This window comes from Streptomyces sp. NPDC096205, assembly GCF_044763135.1.
Lineage (GTDB): Bacteria > Actinomycetota > Actinomycetes > Streptomycetales > Streptomycetaceae > Streptomyces.
Map to the genome: position 1 here is coordinate 176,946 of NZ_JBIWFS010000009.1, position 14,558 is coordinate 191,503.

The 14,558-nt window shown below is 68.7% G+C and carries 16 protein-coding genes; 1 reads left to right on the top strand and 15 read right to left on the bottom strand.

What is annotated here, in order from left to right; all coding sequences use genetic code 11:
* Window positions 1-69: 69 nt before the first annotated feature.
* The 3 genes from glmM to rplM form a co-directional block, all read right to left on the bottom strand.
* Window positions 70-1,428 carry a phosphoglucosamine mutase gene (gene glmM, locus ACIQ6Y_RS30310; protein ID WP_404043661.1) on the bottom strand — a complete coding sequence of 453 codons (1,359 nt, stop codon included), beginning with the start codon at window positions 1,426-1,428 and terminating at the stop codon, window positions 70-72.
* Between the two features lie 267 nt (window positions 1,429-1,695).
* Complete coding sequence (gene rpsI / locus ACIQ6Y_RS30315) at window positions 1,696-2,208, bottom strand: 30S ribosomal protein S9 (RefSeq protein ID WP_404043662.1); 513 nt, start codon at window positions 2,206-2,208, stop codon at window positions 1,696-1,698.
* A gap of 42 nt (window positions 2,209-2,250) precedes the next feature.
* Entirely contained in the window at window positions 2,251-2,694 is a 444-nt protein-coding gene (gene rplM / locus ACIQ6Y_RS30320) for a 50S ribosomal protein L13 (protein WP_402631455.1), read from the bottom strand.
* A gap of 294 nt (window positions 2,695-2,988) precedes the next feature.
* Between rplM and ACIQ6Y_RS30325 the strand changes: the two genes are divergently transcribed.
* Window positions 2,989-3,870: a hypothetical protein gene (locus tag ACIQ6Y_RS30325; RefSeq protein WP_404043664.1), complete on the top strand. Its 882-nt coding sequence runs from the start codon at window positions 2,989-2,991 to the stop codon at window positions 3,868-3,870.
* A 13-nt stretch (window positions 3,871-3,883) separates the two neighbouring features.
* On the opposite strand, the gene ACIQ6Y_RS30330 is transcribed toward ACIQ6Y_RS30325, so the two are convergent.
* The 12 genes from ACIQ6Y_RS30330 to map all read right to left on the bottom strand — a co-directional run bounded on the left by ACIQ6Y_RS30330 (window position 3,884) and on the right by map (window position 14,501).
* Window positions 3,884-4,630: a polyprenol monophosphomannose synthase gene (locus ACIQ6Y_RS30330; protein WP_404043666.1), complete on the bottom strand. Its 747-nt coding sequence runs from the start codon at window positions 4,628-4,630 to the stop codon at window positions 3,884-3,886.
* Window positions 4,631-4,700: 70 nt separating this feature from the next.
* Window positions 4,701-6,458 (bottom strand): glycosyltransferase family 39 protein, encoded by a 1,758-nt coding sequence (locus ACIQ6Y_RS30335; RefSeq protein ID WP_404043668.1) that lies wholly within the window; start codon window positions 6,456-6,458, stop codon window positions 4,701-4,703.
* The gene (locus tag ACIQ6Y_RS30340; protein WP_404043669.1) at window positions 6,455-7,480 is read right to left on the bottom strand and encodes a glycoside hydrolase family 26 protein; all 1,026 of its coding nucleotides are present in this window, start codon (window positions 7,478-7,480) and stop codon (window positions 6,455-6,457) included. The genes ACIQ6Y_RS30335 and ACIQ6Y_RS30340 overlap by 4 nt, the downstream gene beginning before the upstream one ends.
* Window positions 7,477-9,093 (bottom strand): glycosyltransferase family 2 protein, encoded by a 1,617-nt coding sequence (locus ACIQ6Y_RS30345; protein ID WP_404043671.1) that lies wholly within the window; start codon window positions 9,091-9,093, stop codon window positions 7,477-7,479. The genes ACIQ6Y_RS30340 and ACIQ6Y_RS30345 overlap by 4 nt, the downstream gene beginning before the upstream one ends.
* Window positions 9,094-9,279: 186 nt before the next feature.
* Window positions 9,280-10,143, bottom strand: a complete 864-nt coding sequence (gene truA, locus ACIQ6Y_RS30350; protein WP_404043673.1) for a tRNA pseudouridine(38-40) synthase TruA — start codon at window positions 10,141-10,143, stop codon at window positions 9,280-9,282.
* Between the two features lie 135 nt (window positions 10,144-10,278).
* On the bottom strand, window positions 10,279-10,761 hold the full coding sequence (gene rplQ, locus ACIQ6Y_RS30355) for a 50S ribosomal protein L17 (RefSeq protein ID WP_404043675.1): 483 nt from the start codon (window positions 10,759-10,761) through the stop codon (window positions 10,279-10,281).
* A 96-nt stretch (window positions 10,762-10,857) separates the two neighbouring features.
* Entirely contained in the window at window positions 10,858-11,880 is a 1,023-nt protein-coding gene (locus ACIQ6Y_RS30360; protein WP_003966937.1) for a DNA-directed RNA polymerase subunit alpha, read from the bottom strand.
* A 152-nt stretch (window positions 11,881-12,032) separates the two neighbouring features.
* The gene (gene rpsK / locus ACIQ6Y_RS30365) at window positions 12,033-12,437 is read right to left on the bottom strand and encodes a 30S ribosomal protein S11 (protein ID WP_003956432.1); all 405 of its coding nucleotides are present in this window, start codon (window positions 12,435-12,437) and stop codon (window positions 12,033-12,035) included.
* A 65-nt stretch (window positions 12,438-12,502) separates the two neighbouring features.
* Window positions 12,503-12,883, bottom strand: coding sequence for a 30S ribosomal protein S13 (rpsM, locus tag ACIQ6Y_RS30370; RefSeq protein WP_208899296.1), 381 nt, complete (start codon window positions 12,881-12,883; stop codon window positions 12,503-12,505).
* A gap of 204 nt (window positions 12,884-13,087) precedes the next feature.
* Window positions 13,088-13,201, bottom strand: coding sequence for a 50S ribosomal protein L36 (rpmJ, locus tag ACIQ6Y_RS30375; RefSeq protein ID WP_004984509.1), 114 nt, complete (start codon window positions 13,199-13,201; stop codon window positions 13,088-13,090).
* A 61-nt stretch (window positions 13,202-13,262) separates the two neighbouring features.
* Window positions 13,263-13,484: a translation initiation factor IF-1 gene (gene infA, locus ACIQ6Y_RS30380; RefSeq protein WP_003948620.1), complete on the bottom strand. Its 222-nt coding sequence runs from the start codon at window positions 13,482-13,484 to the stop codon at window positions 13,263-13,265.
* A 180-nt stretch (window positions 13,485-13,664) separates the two neighbouring features.
* Entirely contained in the window at window positions 13,665-14,501 is an 837-nt protein-coding gene (gene map / locus ACIQ6Y_RS30385) for a type I methionyl aminopeptidase (protein ID WP_404043678.1), read from the bottom strand.
* Window positions 14,502-14,558 lie beyond the last annotated feature (57 nt).

Here is a 14,558-nt window from a genome sequence, read left to right on the forward strand (position 1 = left end):
CTGCGCGAGCAACCACCCACAACGGAAAGCCCGCAACGCACAGAACCCCGCACCCCACAAACCCGGCAATTAACCGAGCGCCGACTTCACCACATCAGCCAGCCGCCCGGCCACGGACCGCGCCTGCTCGATGTCAGCCGCCTCCACCATGACCCGGACCAGCGGCTCGGTCCCGGAGGGACGCAACAGCACCCGCCCGGTCGCCCCCAGCTCCCGCTCCGCCTCGGAGACCGCCGCAGCCAGCTCCCCGGAGGTCTTCACCCGGGACTTGTCCACGTCAGGGACGTTGATGAGCACCTGCGGCAGCCGCTCCATCACCGAGGCCAGCTCCCGCAGCGACTTGCCCGTCTCGGCCACGCGCGCGGCGAGCATCAGCCCCGTCAGCGTGCCGTCACCGGTCGTCGCGTGGTCCAGGATGATCACGTGCCCGGACTGCTCACCACCGAGCGCGTACCCGTGCTGCTTCATCGACTCCAGCACGTACCGGTCGCCCACCCCGGTCTGCACCAGCTGGAGGCCCTCGCGCTCCATGGCCAGCTTGAACCCGAGGTTGGACATGACGGTGGCGACGACGGTGTCGGACCGCAGCGCGCCCCGCTCCCGCATGGCGAGGGCGAGGACGGCCAGGATCTGGTCGCCGTCGATCTCCTCGCCGGTGTGGTCCACGGCGAGGCACCGGTCGGCGTCGCCGTCGTGCGCGATACCGAACGCGGCCTCGTGCTCGACGACCGCGGCCTTGAGCTTGTCGAGGTGGGTCGAGCCGCAGCCGTCGTTGATGTTGAGGCCGTCGGGCTCGGCGCCGATGGTGACGATCTCCGCGCCGGCCCGGGAGAACGCCTCGGGCGACACCCAGGCGGCCGCGCCGTGCGCCTCGTCGAGGACGATCTTCAGGCCGTCGAGGCGGTTGGGCAGGACGCCGACGAGGTGGGCGACGTACTTGTCGAAGCCCTCGTCGTAGTTGCGGACCCGGCCCACGCCCGACCCGGTCGGCCGGTCCCACGGCGCGCCGGTGCGGTGCTCCTCGTAGACGGACTCGATACGGTCCTCCAGCTCGTCGGCGAGCTTGTGGCCGCCGCGGGCGAAGAACTTGATGCCGTTGTCGGGCATGGCGTTGTGGCTGGCGGAGAGCATGACGCCCAGGTCGGCGCCGAGCGCACCGGTCAGGTACGCGACGGCCGGCGTGGGCAGGATGCCGACGCGCAGCACGTCCACCCCGGCGCTGGCGAGGCCCGCGACGACCGCGGCCTCCAGGAACTCCCCGGACGCGCGCGGGTCCCGTCCGACCACCGCGGTCGGCCGGTGGCCCTGGAAGGTGCCCGCCTCGGCCAGCACGTGGGCCGCCGCGACGGAGAGACCGAGGGCCATCTCGGCCGTCAGATCCGCGTTGGCGACACCGCGCACGCCGTCCGTGCCGAAGAGTCGTCCCACTTGTCCTCCTGAGAAAAGCGTCAGTTCGGGAAGGGCGTGCCGGTGCGGCTCGCGCACGCCGCTTCCGTACCGGGCGCACGAGGGGCTCGATGCCCGGTGTTCAGATGACACAGGCCCACGATCGCCTTGTGTCGTTATACGCCCATCACTGGGATAAACCCATCACTGGGATAAACGAACGCCCCGACGGCACGTGGCGTGCCGCCGGGGCGTTCGAAGTACGCAGGCGGGGCGGGGCCCCGAAGACGTACGAGCAGGCAGCGAAGCTTAGCGCTTGCTGTACTGCGGGGCCTTGCGGGCCTTCTTCAGACCGGCCTTCTTGCGCTCGACCGCACGGTCGTCGCGCTTGAGGAAGCCGGCCTTCTTCAGCGGGCCGCGGTTGTTGTCGACGTCGGCCTCGTTCAGCGCACGGGCCACGCCGAGGCGCAGGGCGCCGGCCTGGCCGGAGACGCCGCCACCGGCGATGCGGGCGATGACGTCGTAACGGCCCTCGAGCTCGAGAACCTTGAACGGCTCGTTGACTTCCTGCTGGTGCACCTTGTTCGGGAAGTAGTCCTCGAGGGTGCGACCGTTGATCTTCCACTTGCCGGTGCCCGGGACGATCCGGACGCGGGCGATGGCGTTCTTGCGACGACCCAGGCCGGCGGCCGGCTGGGGCTCGCCGAAGCGGGAGGCGAGGGACTCGGTGGTGTACTCGCCCTCCACCGGAACCTCGGACTCGGTGGTGTAGCTGTCGATGTCAAGCTCTTCGAGCGGCTGCTCGGCAGTGGTCTCGGCCACGATGCTCCTCAGATTCTCTTCAGTCTTAGGGGGTGGCCGGACTTACTGCGCGACCTGGGTGATCTCGAACGGCACCGGCTGCTGGGCAGCGTGCGGGTGCTGGTCGCCCGAGTAGACCTTCAGCTTGGAGAGCATCTGACGGCCCAGGGTGTTCTTGGGGAGCATGCCCTTGACGGCCTTCTCGATGGCCTTCTCGGGGTTCTTGGCCAGCAGCTCGTCGTAGCGGACGGAGCGCAGACCACCCGGGTAACCGGAGTGGCGGTACGCCATCTTCTGGGTCCGCTTGTTGCCGGACAGGTGCACCTTGTCGGCGTTGATGATGATGACGAAGTCACCGGTGTCGACGTGGGGCGCGTAGATCGGCTTGTGCTTGCCCCGCAGAAGGGACGCGGCGGTGGTGGCGAGACGACCCAGGACAACGTCCTGAGCGTCGATGACGTGCCACTGGCGCGTCACATCGCCGGGCTTGGGGCTGTACGTACGCACGGTTCGTAGCCTTCGCTTCGAGTGAATGGTCCTGAACAGGTCACCGAAACGATCACGACAGCCTTGACCGCACTGCGGTGACGCAAACCGCGTGCTGGTCGCTGGTCATCGGCCCGGTGGACCGGTGTAAGGGCCCGTCCCGTGAGAATGAGCAAGCCAATACACAACGAACACGCAGGATACCTGCGGCGCCACGGCCGGGTCAAAACGAGCCGGAACGCCACCGCTGTGGGCTGTTCGAAGCACCCAGTCTACGCGTACGGCGCACAAGGGCCCCCTCTAAGATGCACCCCCATGAGCTATGGGCAGGGGGGACCCCAGTCCCAGTGGGATCCCTGGACACCGCATTCGCAGCAGCAGTCCTGGAACAGCGGCACCGACGGGAGCCCCGACTGGGCGGCACTGGCCGAGGCGTCGGAGGCGCGCAAGAAGCGACGCCGGCTGTTGATGGTCGTCGGCGGCGCGCTGGCCACCGTCGCGGTGGGCGCGGCCGTCGCCGTGGCCGTGGTCTCGGCGAACGACGGCGGGCCCGAGGCGAACGGGCCGGCCTCGCAGCTGCCCGCGACGGCGGACATCCCCAGCTCCACGGGCCCGGCGCCGTCCTTCGAGCCGACGACCGCGCCGCCGCCGCTGGACCCCAAGGACTTCGTCTCCAGCAAGAACAAGGACACGGCCCCGCTGAGCCCGGACATCCTCTTCCCGGGCACGCAGCTGACCATGGGCGAGACCGTGTACCGCAAGGGCCCGACCGCGGACACGAAGAACTGCGCCTCGGCCACCCAGGGCACGCTCCCGAAGGTCCTCAAGGACAACGACTGCCGGCGTCTGCTGCGGGTGACGTACATCAAGGACGGTGTCGCGGTGACCGTCGGCGTGGCCGTCTTCGACACCGAGACGCAGGCCACCCTGGCCAAGGGGCAGGCCGATTCCAAGAGCCTGGTGCGCGCACTGTCCGGCAACGGCGTCAAGGACTTCTGCGACGGCGCCGTCTGCCGCTCGACGACGAACAGCTACGGCCGGTACGCCTACTTCACCGTCACCGGGTTCACCGGCGGCAAGGACGTCACCACCAAGGACACCGCGGTGTTCAAGCAGGGCGACGACCTGGCCGAGTTCACCTTCCGCCAGATCCGCCGCCGCGGCGAGGCCCAGGCGTCGGCGGCGGCCCAGCAGTAGCGCTCAGTGGCGCTCAGTGGCGCTTGAGGCGCAGCCGGATCGGCACCACCGCCGACTCCAGCTGTGTGCGCAGCGTCATCTTGGAGGTGCCCTCCATCCGCTCCTCGAAGCGGATGGGGACCTCCACCGCCCGGTGCCCCGCACGTACGGCCTTGTACTTCAGCTCCACCTGGAAGCTGTAGCCCGCGCTGTCCAGGGCGGCCAGGTCGACGTCGCGCAGCGTGGCGGCCGACCACAGGTTGAAGCCGGCGGTGATGTCCCGGATGTCGGTGCCGAGCACGGTCCGGGCGTAGCGGTTGGCGAACCGGGACAGCAGCACCCGGTGCCGGCCCCACTCCTCGTCCAGCGCGCCGCCCTCGACGTACCGGCTGCCGACCACCAGGCCGACGCCCTCGGTCAGGGCCGTGTCGAGCATGCGCGGCACGGCGTCCACCGGGTGGCTGCCGTCGGCGTCCATCTGGACGACGTACTCGGCGCCCTCGGCGAGCGCCGCGCTCATACCGGCCACGTAGGCGCGGCCGAGTCCGTCCTTCTCGGTGCGGTGCAGCACGCTCATGCGCGGGCCGTCGGCGTTGTACTTCTCCGCCAGCTCCTCGGCGACCCGCCCGGTGCCGTCCGGGCTGGAGTCGTCTACCACCTTCAGCCGCAGCCCCGGCAACGGAAGCCCCAGCACCGCCTCGGCCATGCGCGGCAGATTGGCCGCCTCGTTGTAGGTGGGCATCACCACGGTGACGCGGACGCCCTCCGTGTCGTACGTCATCTCTCTTTCCCCTCCCCTGCGGACGCGGTGTGCCCTGCGCCCGAAACCCGATACGGCCCCCCTCGGCCGCTCAGGACGTCTTGACCCAGATCCGGTAGGAGGTCGTCGCCCCCGGCATCTCGTGCGGGATCTTGCCGATCAGCCGGTAGTGGCCGCTTCTGGTGATCTCCCGCGCGAGGAACTCCTCCAGGTCCGGGGTGGCGATGCCGTCCAGCAGGACGAGATCGAAGTAGCCGTCCTGGAGGGCGAGGCGGTACGCCTCCCGGCCCTCGTGCGGCTTGCCCTGCTTGTCCGAGTAGCCGAAGCCGTACGTCGAGGACCACTGCGCGTGGTCGGTCCTGTCGCGCAGGTAGTACGTCGGCACCTCGTAGGTCGCGCCGAGGTAGTGGCCGTCGGGCTTCATGTACGGCTCGATCGCCTGGACCATCGCCCGGGAGTCGGGCCACAGCCCGAACCGCCACTCGGACTGGGAGACGCCGAGGCACAGGGCCGACACCCACAGCAGGATGCCCAGCTGCGGATAGCGGAAGTGCTTGCCGACCAGCCGTATCACCCCGACACCCGCCATCGGCGCGGCGAAGAGCAGGCCGAAGTCGAGGTGCTTGTAGAGCGAGACCGAGGTCTGCAGATGGATCTGGTACGCCGGGGCCAGCAGCGCGGTGCAGGTGAGCACCGTGCCGAGCAGGGCGCGCCAGCGCCAGCCGGGGCCCATCAGGCCGTAGGAGCGCGGGGACTCGTTCATCCGGCCGCGCAGCATGTAGGCGAGGGCGCCCGCGACGGCGGTGGCGAACATCAGGCCGCCCCACTCGACGGACTTCTCTATCAGCGACATCGCGGAGTCGGTGCCGTGCTGCCGGTTGGTGGTGGTCTGCTGCACACCGGCGAGCACGTCGGTGTACAGCAGGCCCAGGCCGACGAGAGCGGCCGTGCCCAGGCCCAGCACGAGGGCACGCAGCAGGGCGGCCCAGCCGCGACTGTGCCAGGCGGTCAGCGCGGCGAGCACGACGAGCGTCGGCAGATAGAGCCCGGAGGCGTACTTCACGGCGACCGCCAGCACCATGACCGGCGCGGCGAGCAGCACGGCCACGACCGGGCCCCGGCCGGTGCGCACGACGATCCACGCGGCGAGCGACAGCAGGAAGATCGCCGGGGCGTCGTAGGTGGCGAAGAAGCCGAGGACGATGCTGGGCTGGGTCACCGCGAACAGGGCCGCGGCCGCGAGGGCCACGCGCTCGTTGAACAGGCGCCGGGTGAAGGAGTACAGCAGGGCCGTCGCGCCGAGCATGCAGACGAGGCTGAGCAGCCGGGCCCCGGTCAGGCCGAAGTACCCGTCCACGAACGCGGCCGCCACCGGGTAGAGCACCGGCGAGCCGGAGAAGTACTTCTCGTAGCCGTTGTTCAGCGGGGTGCCGTCGGTCCAGTGGTCGATGATGTTGTGCCCGGCCGCCACATAGAGGGCCTCGTCCTGGAAGGCCGTGTTGGCCAGCCGCAGCGACAGCGCCGCCTGGATCACGAGGATCACCAGGAGGAGGCCCCGGCTGACCCGGTCGCGGCGCCGGCTCGGCTGGTCGTCCCAGCCGGCCTCGGGCGTCTCGGGCACGTGGTAGGCGGGCTGCTCCGGCTCCCAGAACTCCTGCCGCTCCCAGCTCTCCTGCGGCGCGGGGTCCTGCACCGGCTGCTGCTGCCGGTACTCCTGCTGGTACGGCTCGGCCTGGACGTCGTAGCCGTAGTGCTGTTGCTGGTACGCGTCCTGGTAGTACGGGTGATCGGACTGGTCGGCGTAGGGATCGTACGGCTGGGGCGTGTAGTGCTCGTATCGGGAGGTCATCGCGGCTTCCGTACGTCGAAGCCGAACCGGTCGTCGGCGGCCAGGCGCTTGAACTCCTCCAGCGCCAGCGGGCTCGCCTCCAGTCGCCAGTCGGCGCGCTTGTTGTGGTTGAACCAGATGAAGCCGAGCAGGTCCTCGTCCGCGGCCACGCTCTCGAAGAGGATGCGGATGTCGTCCCGGCGCCGCTCACCGGCCATGGCGGCGGTCTCCAGCAGGATCATCGGCTTCTCGGTGAAGCCGCGCACCTGCTTCTGGGTGGGCCCGAAGACGCTGTCGAAGGCGTTGGGCTGCTCGACGGTCCAGTAGCCGATCAGGCCGATCCAGTCGACGTAGCCGTCGCCGGGGTAGTACGGCTCGAGCCTGACGCTCGCGACGGGGTTGACGATGTTCGGCGACCAGGCCCAGATCACGTTGGTCGCGCCGGCCTCGGCGAACGCGTCGTGCAAGTGCCGCCAGGCGGCGACGTACTGCTGGGGCGTGGCGTACTTGGTGCCCCACTTCTCCCAGTGGCCGTTGAACTCGTCGGCGAAGGAGATCACGACGGGCAGGTTCAGCCTGCGGACCGCCGTCGCGTACTCGGTGAGGTAGGCGTCCGACCTCCCCGCGGCAATGTCGGCGAGGGAGACGTCGAACGGCTCCCAGGACACCAGCGTCAGGGCGCCCTCGCGCCAGGCGTTGCGCACGCCGGTGGCGTCGAAGCCGTCGCCCCAGGCGGCGTAGTACTCGATGAGGTTGGGCTGCTTGCCGACCATGTCGGAGTAGGCCCGGTAGCCGTCCATGGAGTTCGGCGCGCCCTCGACGGCGGCGCCGAAGTACTTCTTCTCCGGCCGCAGCAGCGGGACGACGTCGTAGGGGACGGCCGCCTCGGCGCTCTCGGAGACCCGCGGGCCGCCCTTGCCGCCGCCGTTCGCGGAGCCGTCGGCGCCGGTGTCGTCGTCGCCGAGCAGCGAGCAGCCGCTGAGCGCGAGCAGGGTGATCAGGCAGGCCACGAGGGCCGTACGGGTGCGGGTGAGGAAGGTCATCGGGCCGTCGCCTCCGCGCGGGGCTGGACCAGGACGCGGCCGACGACGAGCGCGTAGAACAGCCCGGAGGACAGGATCAGCGCGAAGTCGGGGGCGTCCATGGTGAAGGTGCGGTACACCGCGGCGAGGACCCAGATCAGGGCCGTGCCGCCGCTCCAGACCCACATGCCGATCCAGAAGCGCCGGGTCTTGTTCTTCTTGGCGCCCGAGGAGCCGGTCGGCTGCCATCCCATGCGGTTCTTGCGCAGGATGTCCCAGATGGCGAAGACGTGCGCCCAGCCGTACATCATGCGGGCGGCCCAGGCCTCGAGGCGGTAGGGGGCGCGGTGCCACATCGGGAAGACGATCGTGGTGTAGAGGATGCTCGGCGCGACCAGCAGCAGATGCTCCACCATCAGCTTCTCCGGCATGGCCAGCAGCAGCACGATCGGGATGACCGGGGCGGCGAAGGTGAACAGCGCCGTGTGGATGTAGTAGAAGAAGCCGGACATGTAGCAGAGCCGGCTGGAGAACTTGATCCTCGCCTGCCAGAACTTGCGGCTGCCGAGCAGGCTCATGGAGCCGGAGCACCAGCGGTACTGCTGGTTGAAGAAGGCGCCGGCGTTGTCGGGGCACACGCCCGTGGACACCGCGACCGGCACATAGCGCAGGTCCCAGCCGAGGCCGCGCAGGTCGAAGCCGGTGTGCACGTCCTCGGAGTGCTCGATGAGGGTGGTGCCGCCGTTGGTCTCCAGGGCGGCACGCCGGTAGACGGCACAGCTGCCGACGCAGATCGCGCCGTCGCTGCCCTGCCGGGAGACCTGCACGGAGCGGTAGAACAGCTCCTGCACCGCGCCCGCGCCGCGCTCGATCCAGTTCTGCGAGTCCAGCACCCGGAAGTACTGCGGCGACTGGACGATCCCGATGCGCGGGTCCTCGGCCATGTAGGGCAGCAGCTCTTCGAGCAGGTCGGCGCGCGGGGTGAAGTCCGCGTCCAGGATGAGGATGAACTCGCCGTCGGACTGGGCGAACCCGAAGTGGAGGTTGCCGGCCTTCTTGAACCAGCCGCGGTTCTCCCGGGTGCCGTAGCGGAACCCGAAGTCCCGCGCCATGGCCTCCAGTTCGGGGCTGGCGGAGTCGTCGAGCACGAACGGCACACAGACGCCCGGGTAGTGGTCGGCCATCTCCCGCACGTGCTTCCAGGTGTTGTGCAGCACCTCGATGGGCTCACCGCACACCGGCAGGAAGACATCCACGGTCGGATACACCGCAGGGCGCCAGTTGTGCACCAGGCGCTTGTGGTGGCCGATGTCGAAGTCGCGGGTGAAGCCGTTCACCCGCAGCGACACCAGGTAGTACAGCACCGTGAAGACCAGCAGCGGCGTGTACGCCCACAGGATGGGCGTGGACTGCGCCAGCTTGAACTGGCTCACCGTCAGACAGCAGAAGCTGACGAGCGAACTGACCGTCAGAATCCACAGATACCGGCGTGCGTACGAGTACTTCTCCCGGTCCGTCGGCGGCAGCGGCAGCAGGCCCAGCGAAGCCTGCCCCCCACGCCCCGCCCTGCGCCGGCCGCCGCTCTGCCGTACGGCACGACGGCCGCCGGCGCGCACGGGTCCCACAGAACTCATGCCTAAGAAACCCACCCTGGGCCACAACAGGCCCGTTGACCCCCACCCTGGCCCAGCCTCCCCATTCGAACCAATGGCCGAGCAGGGAAAGGCTATACGGGAGGTGTGAAAGTCGTAAGAGGTAAGCGAAGGATTACGTCCGGTATGTCGCCATATGCCGGAAGTTCTGGTGAGAAAAGCAGGTAACTAACAGGTTTCGCACCCGGACGAACCGGGCAGCGACCGCCGATTCCGGGCCTCCCGGCTCCGCGCCGCGAGCAGTTCGTCCGCCGGGTAGCCGACCTCTTCCAGCGTCAGCCCGTGCGGCCGTACGACATGGACGGCCGAGTCGCGCACGCCGGCGGCCAGCACCTTGGCGGGCCAGTCCGCCGGGCGGTGCCCGTCCCCGACGAACAGCAGCGCGCCGATCAGCGAGCGCACCATGTTGTGGCAGAACGCGTCCGCCCGCACGGTCGCCGTGATGATCCCGTCCGCGCCCTTGACCAGGCTCAGCTCCTGCAGCGTGCGGATGGTCGTGGCACCCTCGCGCTTCTTGCAGTACGCCGCGAAGTCGTGCTCCCCCAGCAGCCCCCGCGCCGCCTCGTTCATGGCGTCCACGTCGAGCGGCCAGTCGTGCCACAGGACGTGGCCCCGCAGCAGGGGGTCCACTCCCCCGGGGTTGTCGGTGACCCGGTAGGCGTAGCGCCGCCACACCGCCGAGAAGCGGGCGTTGAACCCGCTGGGCGCCTCGCGCAGCGCCCACACCCGCACATCCTTCGACAGCCGCCCGGCGAGCCGCTTGAGCAGCTTCTCGTGATGCTCACGCCAAACGCCCTCGGGGAGATCCACATGCGCCACCTGCCCCCGCGCATGCACCCCCGCATCGGTCCGCCCGGCCACCGTCAGCTCGAACGTCTCCCGCGACCGCGTCACCGTCCGCAGCGCGTCCTCGATCTCGCCCTGCACGGTCCGCCGCCCGCCGGCCTGCTTGGCCCAGCCGGAGAAGTCGGTCCCGTCGTAGGACAGGTCGAGTCGGATACGGACATGCCCGGGCTGTACTTCGTCACTCACCCCAGAATCCTCTCAACAAAACGGGCCCGCTCCCGAAAAGGGAGCGGGCCCGCAGCGCCGCCAGGGGCGCGGGGAACTGCGCGACAAGCCACGACGACGCCGCGGCCGCGGACGCACAGTCCCCCGGCAGAACGCTTACGCGTCCTTCGACTCCTCGGCAGGAGCCTCGGTCGCCTCGGTGGCCTCGGCGGGAGCCGCGGCGTCCTTGGCGGCACGCTGGGTGGCGGCCTCGGCCTCACCCGTCGCCTGCTGCGCGACCGTCAGCGCCTCGACCAGCTCGATGACAGCCATGGGCGCGTTGTCGCCACGGCGGTTGCCGATCTTGGTGATGCGGGTGTAACCACCGGGACGGTTCTCGTAGCGCGGGCCGATCTCGGTGAAGAGCGTGTGCACGATGCCCTTGTCCGTGATGACCTGCAGCACCTGACGGCGGTTGTGAAGGTCACCCTTCTTCGCCTTGGTGATCAGACGCTCGGCGTACGGACGCAGACGGCGCGCCTTCGCCTCGGTGGTGGTGATGCGGCCGTGCTCGAAGAGGCTCTTCGCCAGGTTCGCGAGGAGGAGCTTCTCGTGCGCGGCGCCGCCGCCCAGACGGGCACCCTTGGTGGGCTTCGGCATGTTCTTTCTCCTGTGTGTCTGCCCCGGCCGTATCAGGTACCGGGGTCAGGAACCCGATGAGCGGATGCTCACCGGCAAGGACCGATCAAGTACTGATCAGTACTGCTCGGTCTCCACGAAACCCGCGTCCGCGTCGTCGTCGGCGCCGAAGGCGTCGGCAGCGGCCGTGGGGTCGAATCCGGGCGGGCTGTCCTTCAGGGCCAGGCCCATGCCGGCCAGCTTCGCCTTGACCTCGTCGATGGACTTCGCACCGAAGTTGCGAATGTCCAGGAGGTCGGCCTCGGAACGCGCGACGAGCTCACCCACGGAGTGGATGCCCTCACGCTTGAGGCAGTTGTACGACCGAACGGTGAGCTCCAGCTCCTCGATCGGCAGCGCGAGGTCGGCGGCCAGGGCGGCGTCCGTCGGGGACGGACCCATGTCGATGCCCTCGGCGTCGATGTTCAGCTCGCGGGCGAGACCGAACAGCTCGACCAGCGTCTTACCGGCGGAGGCCATGGCGTCACGGGGACGCATCGCCTGCTTGGTCTCGACGTCGACGATCAGCTTGTCGAAGTCGGTGCGCTGCTCGACACGCGTGGCCTCGACCTTGTACGTGACCTTCAGCACGGGGCTGTAGATGGAGTCGACCGGGATACGGCCGATCTCCTGGCCCACCTGCTTGTTCTGCACGGCGGAGACGTAACCACGGCCACGCTCGACCGTGAGCTCCATCTCGAGCTTGCCCTTGCCGTTGAGCGTGGCGAGGACGAGGTCGGGGTTGTGCACCTCGACACCGGCCGGGGGCGCGATGTCGGCGGCGGTGACCAGACCCGGGCCCTGCTTGCGCAGGTACATCACGACCGGCTCGTCGTGCTCCGAGGAGACGACCAGCTGCTTGATGTTGAGGATCAGGTCGGTGACGTCCTCCTTGACGCCCGGCACGGTGGTGAACTCGTGCAGCACGCCGTCGATCCGGATGCTGGTGACAGCAGCGCCGGGGATCGAGGAGAGGAGGGTACGGCGGAGGGAGTTGCCGAGGGTGTAACCGAAGCCCGGCTCCAGCGGCTCGATCACGAACCGGGAGCGGAACTCGTCGACGACCTCTTCGGTCAACGAGGGACGCTGAGCGATCAGCATGTGTGGATCAGATCCTTCTTTCGTGGACGCCCGCTATTTGACGCCCGACGGAACCGTCCCCGGCAAAAGGGACGGGTACTGCAAGGGTACGGGCGATACGGCCCTACAGAGCCGTACCGCCCGAAACCAAGCCTGCTCGAAGCAGCCGTACGTCAGACGCGACGACGCTTCGGCGGACGGCAGCCGTTGTGCGGGGTCGGGGTGACGTCCTGGATGGAGCCGACCTCGAGGCCCGTGGCCTGCAGGGAGCGGATCGCGGTCTCACGACCGGAGCCCGGGCCCTTGACGAACACGTCGACCTTGCGCATGCCGTGCTCCTGGGCGCGGCGGGCAGCCGACTCGGCGGCCATCTGCGCGGCGAACGGCGTGGACTTCCGGGAACCCTTGAAGCCGACGTGGCCGGCGGAGGCCCAGGAGATCACGTTGCCGGACGGGTCCGTGATCGACACGATCGTGTTGTTGAACGTGCTCTTGATGTGCGCGTGGCCGTGAGCGACGTTCTTCTTTTCCTTGCGGCGCACCTTCTTGGCAGCGCCCTGACGTCCCTTGGGGGGCATCCTTTAACTCCTACGGGAGGTGGTCGGTCCTACAGCGAAGACCGTGGACAGGTGTCCGCTGCGGACTACTTCTTGCCCGGCTTCTTCTTGCCGGCGATGGCGCGACGCGGGCCCTTGCGGGTACGAGCGTTGGTGCTGGTGCGCTGACCGCGGACGGGCAGACCGCGACGGTGACGCAGACCCTGGTAGCAGCCGATCTCGACCTTGCGGCGGATGTCGGCCTGGATCTCGCGACGGAGGTCACCCTCGGTCTTGATGTTGTTGTCGACGTACTCGCGGATCGCGACGAGCTGCTCCTCGGAGAGGTCGCGAACGCGGGTGTTGGGGTCGACGCCGGTCGCAGCCAGCGTCTCCTTCGAGAGGGTCCGGCCGATGCCGAACACGTAGGTGAGGGCGACCTCCACGCGCTTGTCGCGCGGGATGTCAACACCGGAAACGCGTGCCATTCAATGGCTCCTGGTGATCTTCGGAGGTCTTCCGCAGAACCGACTCCCAGCCGCCGTACCAGGTACGAACTGGGTCCCCGGCCTCCGAACCGGGGGTGTCAGGCAGACACTCGTGAGGTCGCCTGGGCTCTGCGTATGAACAAATTCAGCTCGCGTCGCGCGAAGACTCTGCAATAGAGGTGCAGAGGGTGTGATCTGCTGCGATCAGCCCTGGCGCTGCTTGTGGCGCGGGTTCTCGCAGATGATCATGACCCGGCCGTGACGGCGGATCACCCTGCACTTGTCGCAGATCTTCTTGACGCTCGGCTTGACCTTCATTGGGTGAGGTTCTCCGGGTCAGTGCCATCGCCACGGGGAGACCCCGGGGCGCGGGCAAGATCTACTTGTACCGGTAGACGATCCGGCCACGGGTCAGGTCGTACGGAGACAGCTCCACCACGACCCGGTCGTCAGGGAGGATGCGGATGTAGTGCATGCGCATCTTGCCGCTGATGTGTGCCAGAACCTGGTGGCCGTTCTGGAGCTCGACCTTGAACATGGCGTTCGGAAGAGACTCGACGACAGTGCCCTCGATCTCGATGGCACCTTGCTTCTTGGCCACGCTTCGCCCTTCGAATCGACTACCTTGATCGGCTTCCGTGAGGCATGCAGACATGCGGATACACGAGAGCCGACGAGTCAGTCTACGTCAGCGCATCCGGAAACACGAATCGGGCGGGTTCCGAGGAGTCTGCCCTGCTGGAGAGATCCCTAAGCCCAGCCCACCCAGGGGCGCGGGGAACTAGGCCAGCGGGTCGGGAGCGGCAGTCACTCCGTACTCGGCCAGCTTCGCCTTGCCACCGTCAGGGGCGGTGAGCACAAGAGGTCCCTCAGCCGTCAGCGCGACAGAGTGCTCCCAGTGCGACGACCACGTGCCGTCGGTCGTGATGACCGTCCAGTCGTCCGACAGGACCTCCGTGCGCGGAGTGCCCAGCGACACCATCGGCTCGATGGCCAGGCAGAAGCCGGGGACCAGCTTGGGGCCCTTGCCGCGGCGCCGGTCGACGTAGTTCAGCAGGTGCGGGTCCATGTGCATCTCGGTGCCGATGCCGTGACCGCCGTAGTCCTCGATGATCCCGTAGCGGCCGCCGCCCGGCTTCGGCTGGCGGCGGATGTACGTCTCGATCGCCTTGGAGATGTCGAGGAGCCGGTTGCCCTGCTTCATCGCGGCGATGCCGGCCCACATCGACTCCTCGGTCACCCGGGAGAGCTCGATCAGCTCCGGGGCGTGACCGGAGCCCACGAAGGCCGTGTAGGCGGCGTCACCGTGCCAGCCGTCGACGATCGCGCCGCAGTCGATGGAGATGATGTCGCCGTCCTTCAGGACGACGTCCTCCGCGGGGATGCCGTGGACGACGACCTCGTTGACCGAGGTGCAGATCGTGGCGGGGAAGCCGCCGTAGCCGAGGAAGTTCGACTTCGCGCCGTGCTCGGCGAGCACCTTGCGCGCGACCTCGTCGAGATCCTTGGTCGTGGCCCCCGGGACCGCGGCCTCGCGCGTGGCCGCGTGGATGGCCGCCACGACCAGGCCCGCCGCCCGCATCTTGGCGATCTGCTCGGGGGTCTTGATCTGCACCATGGGGACTACGGCCTTTCTGGACCGGAAGAACGGATGACTCAACCATCCACGATAAAC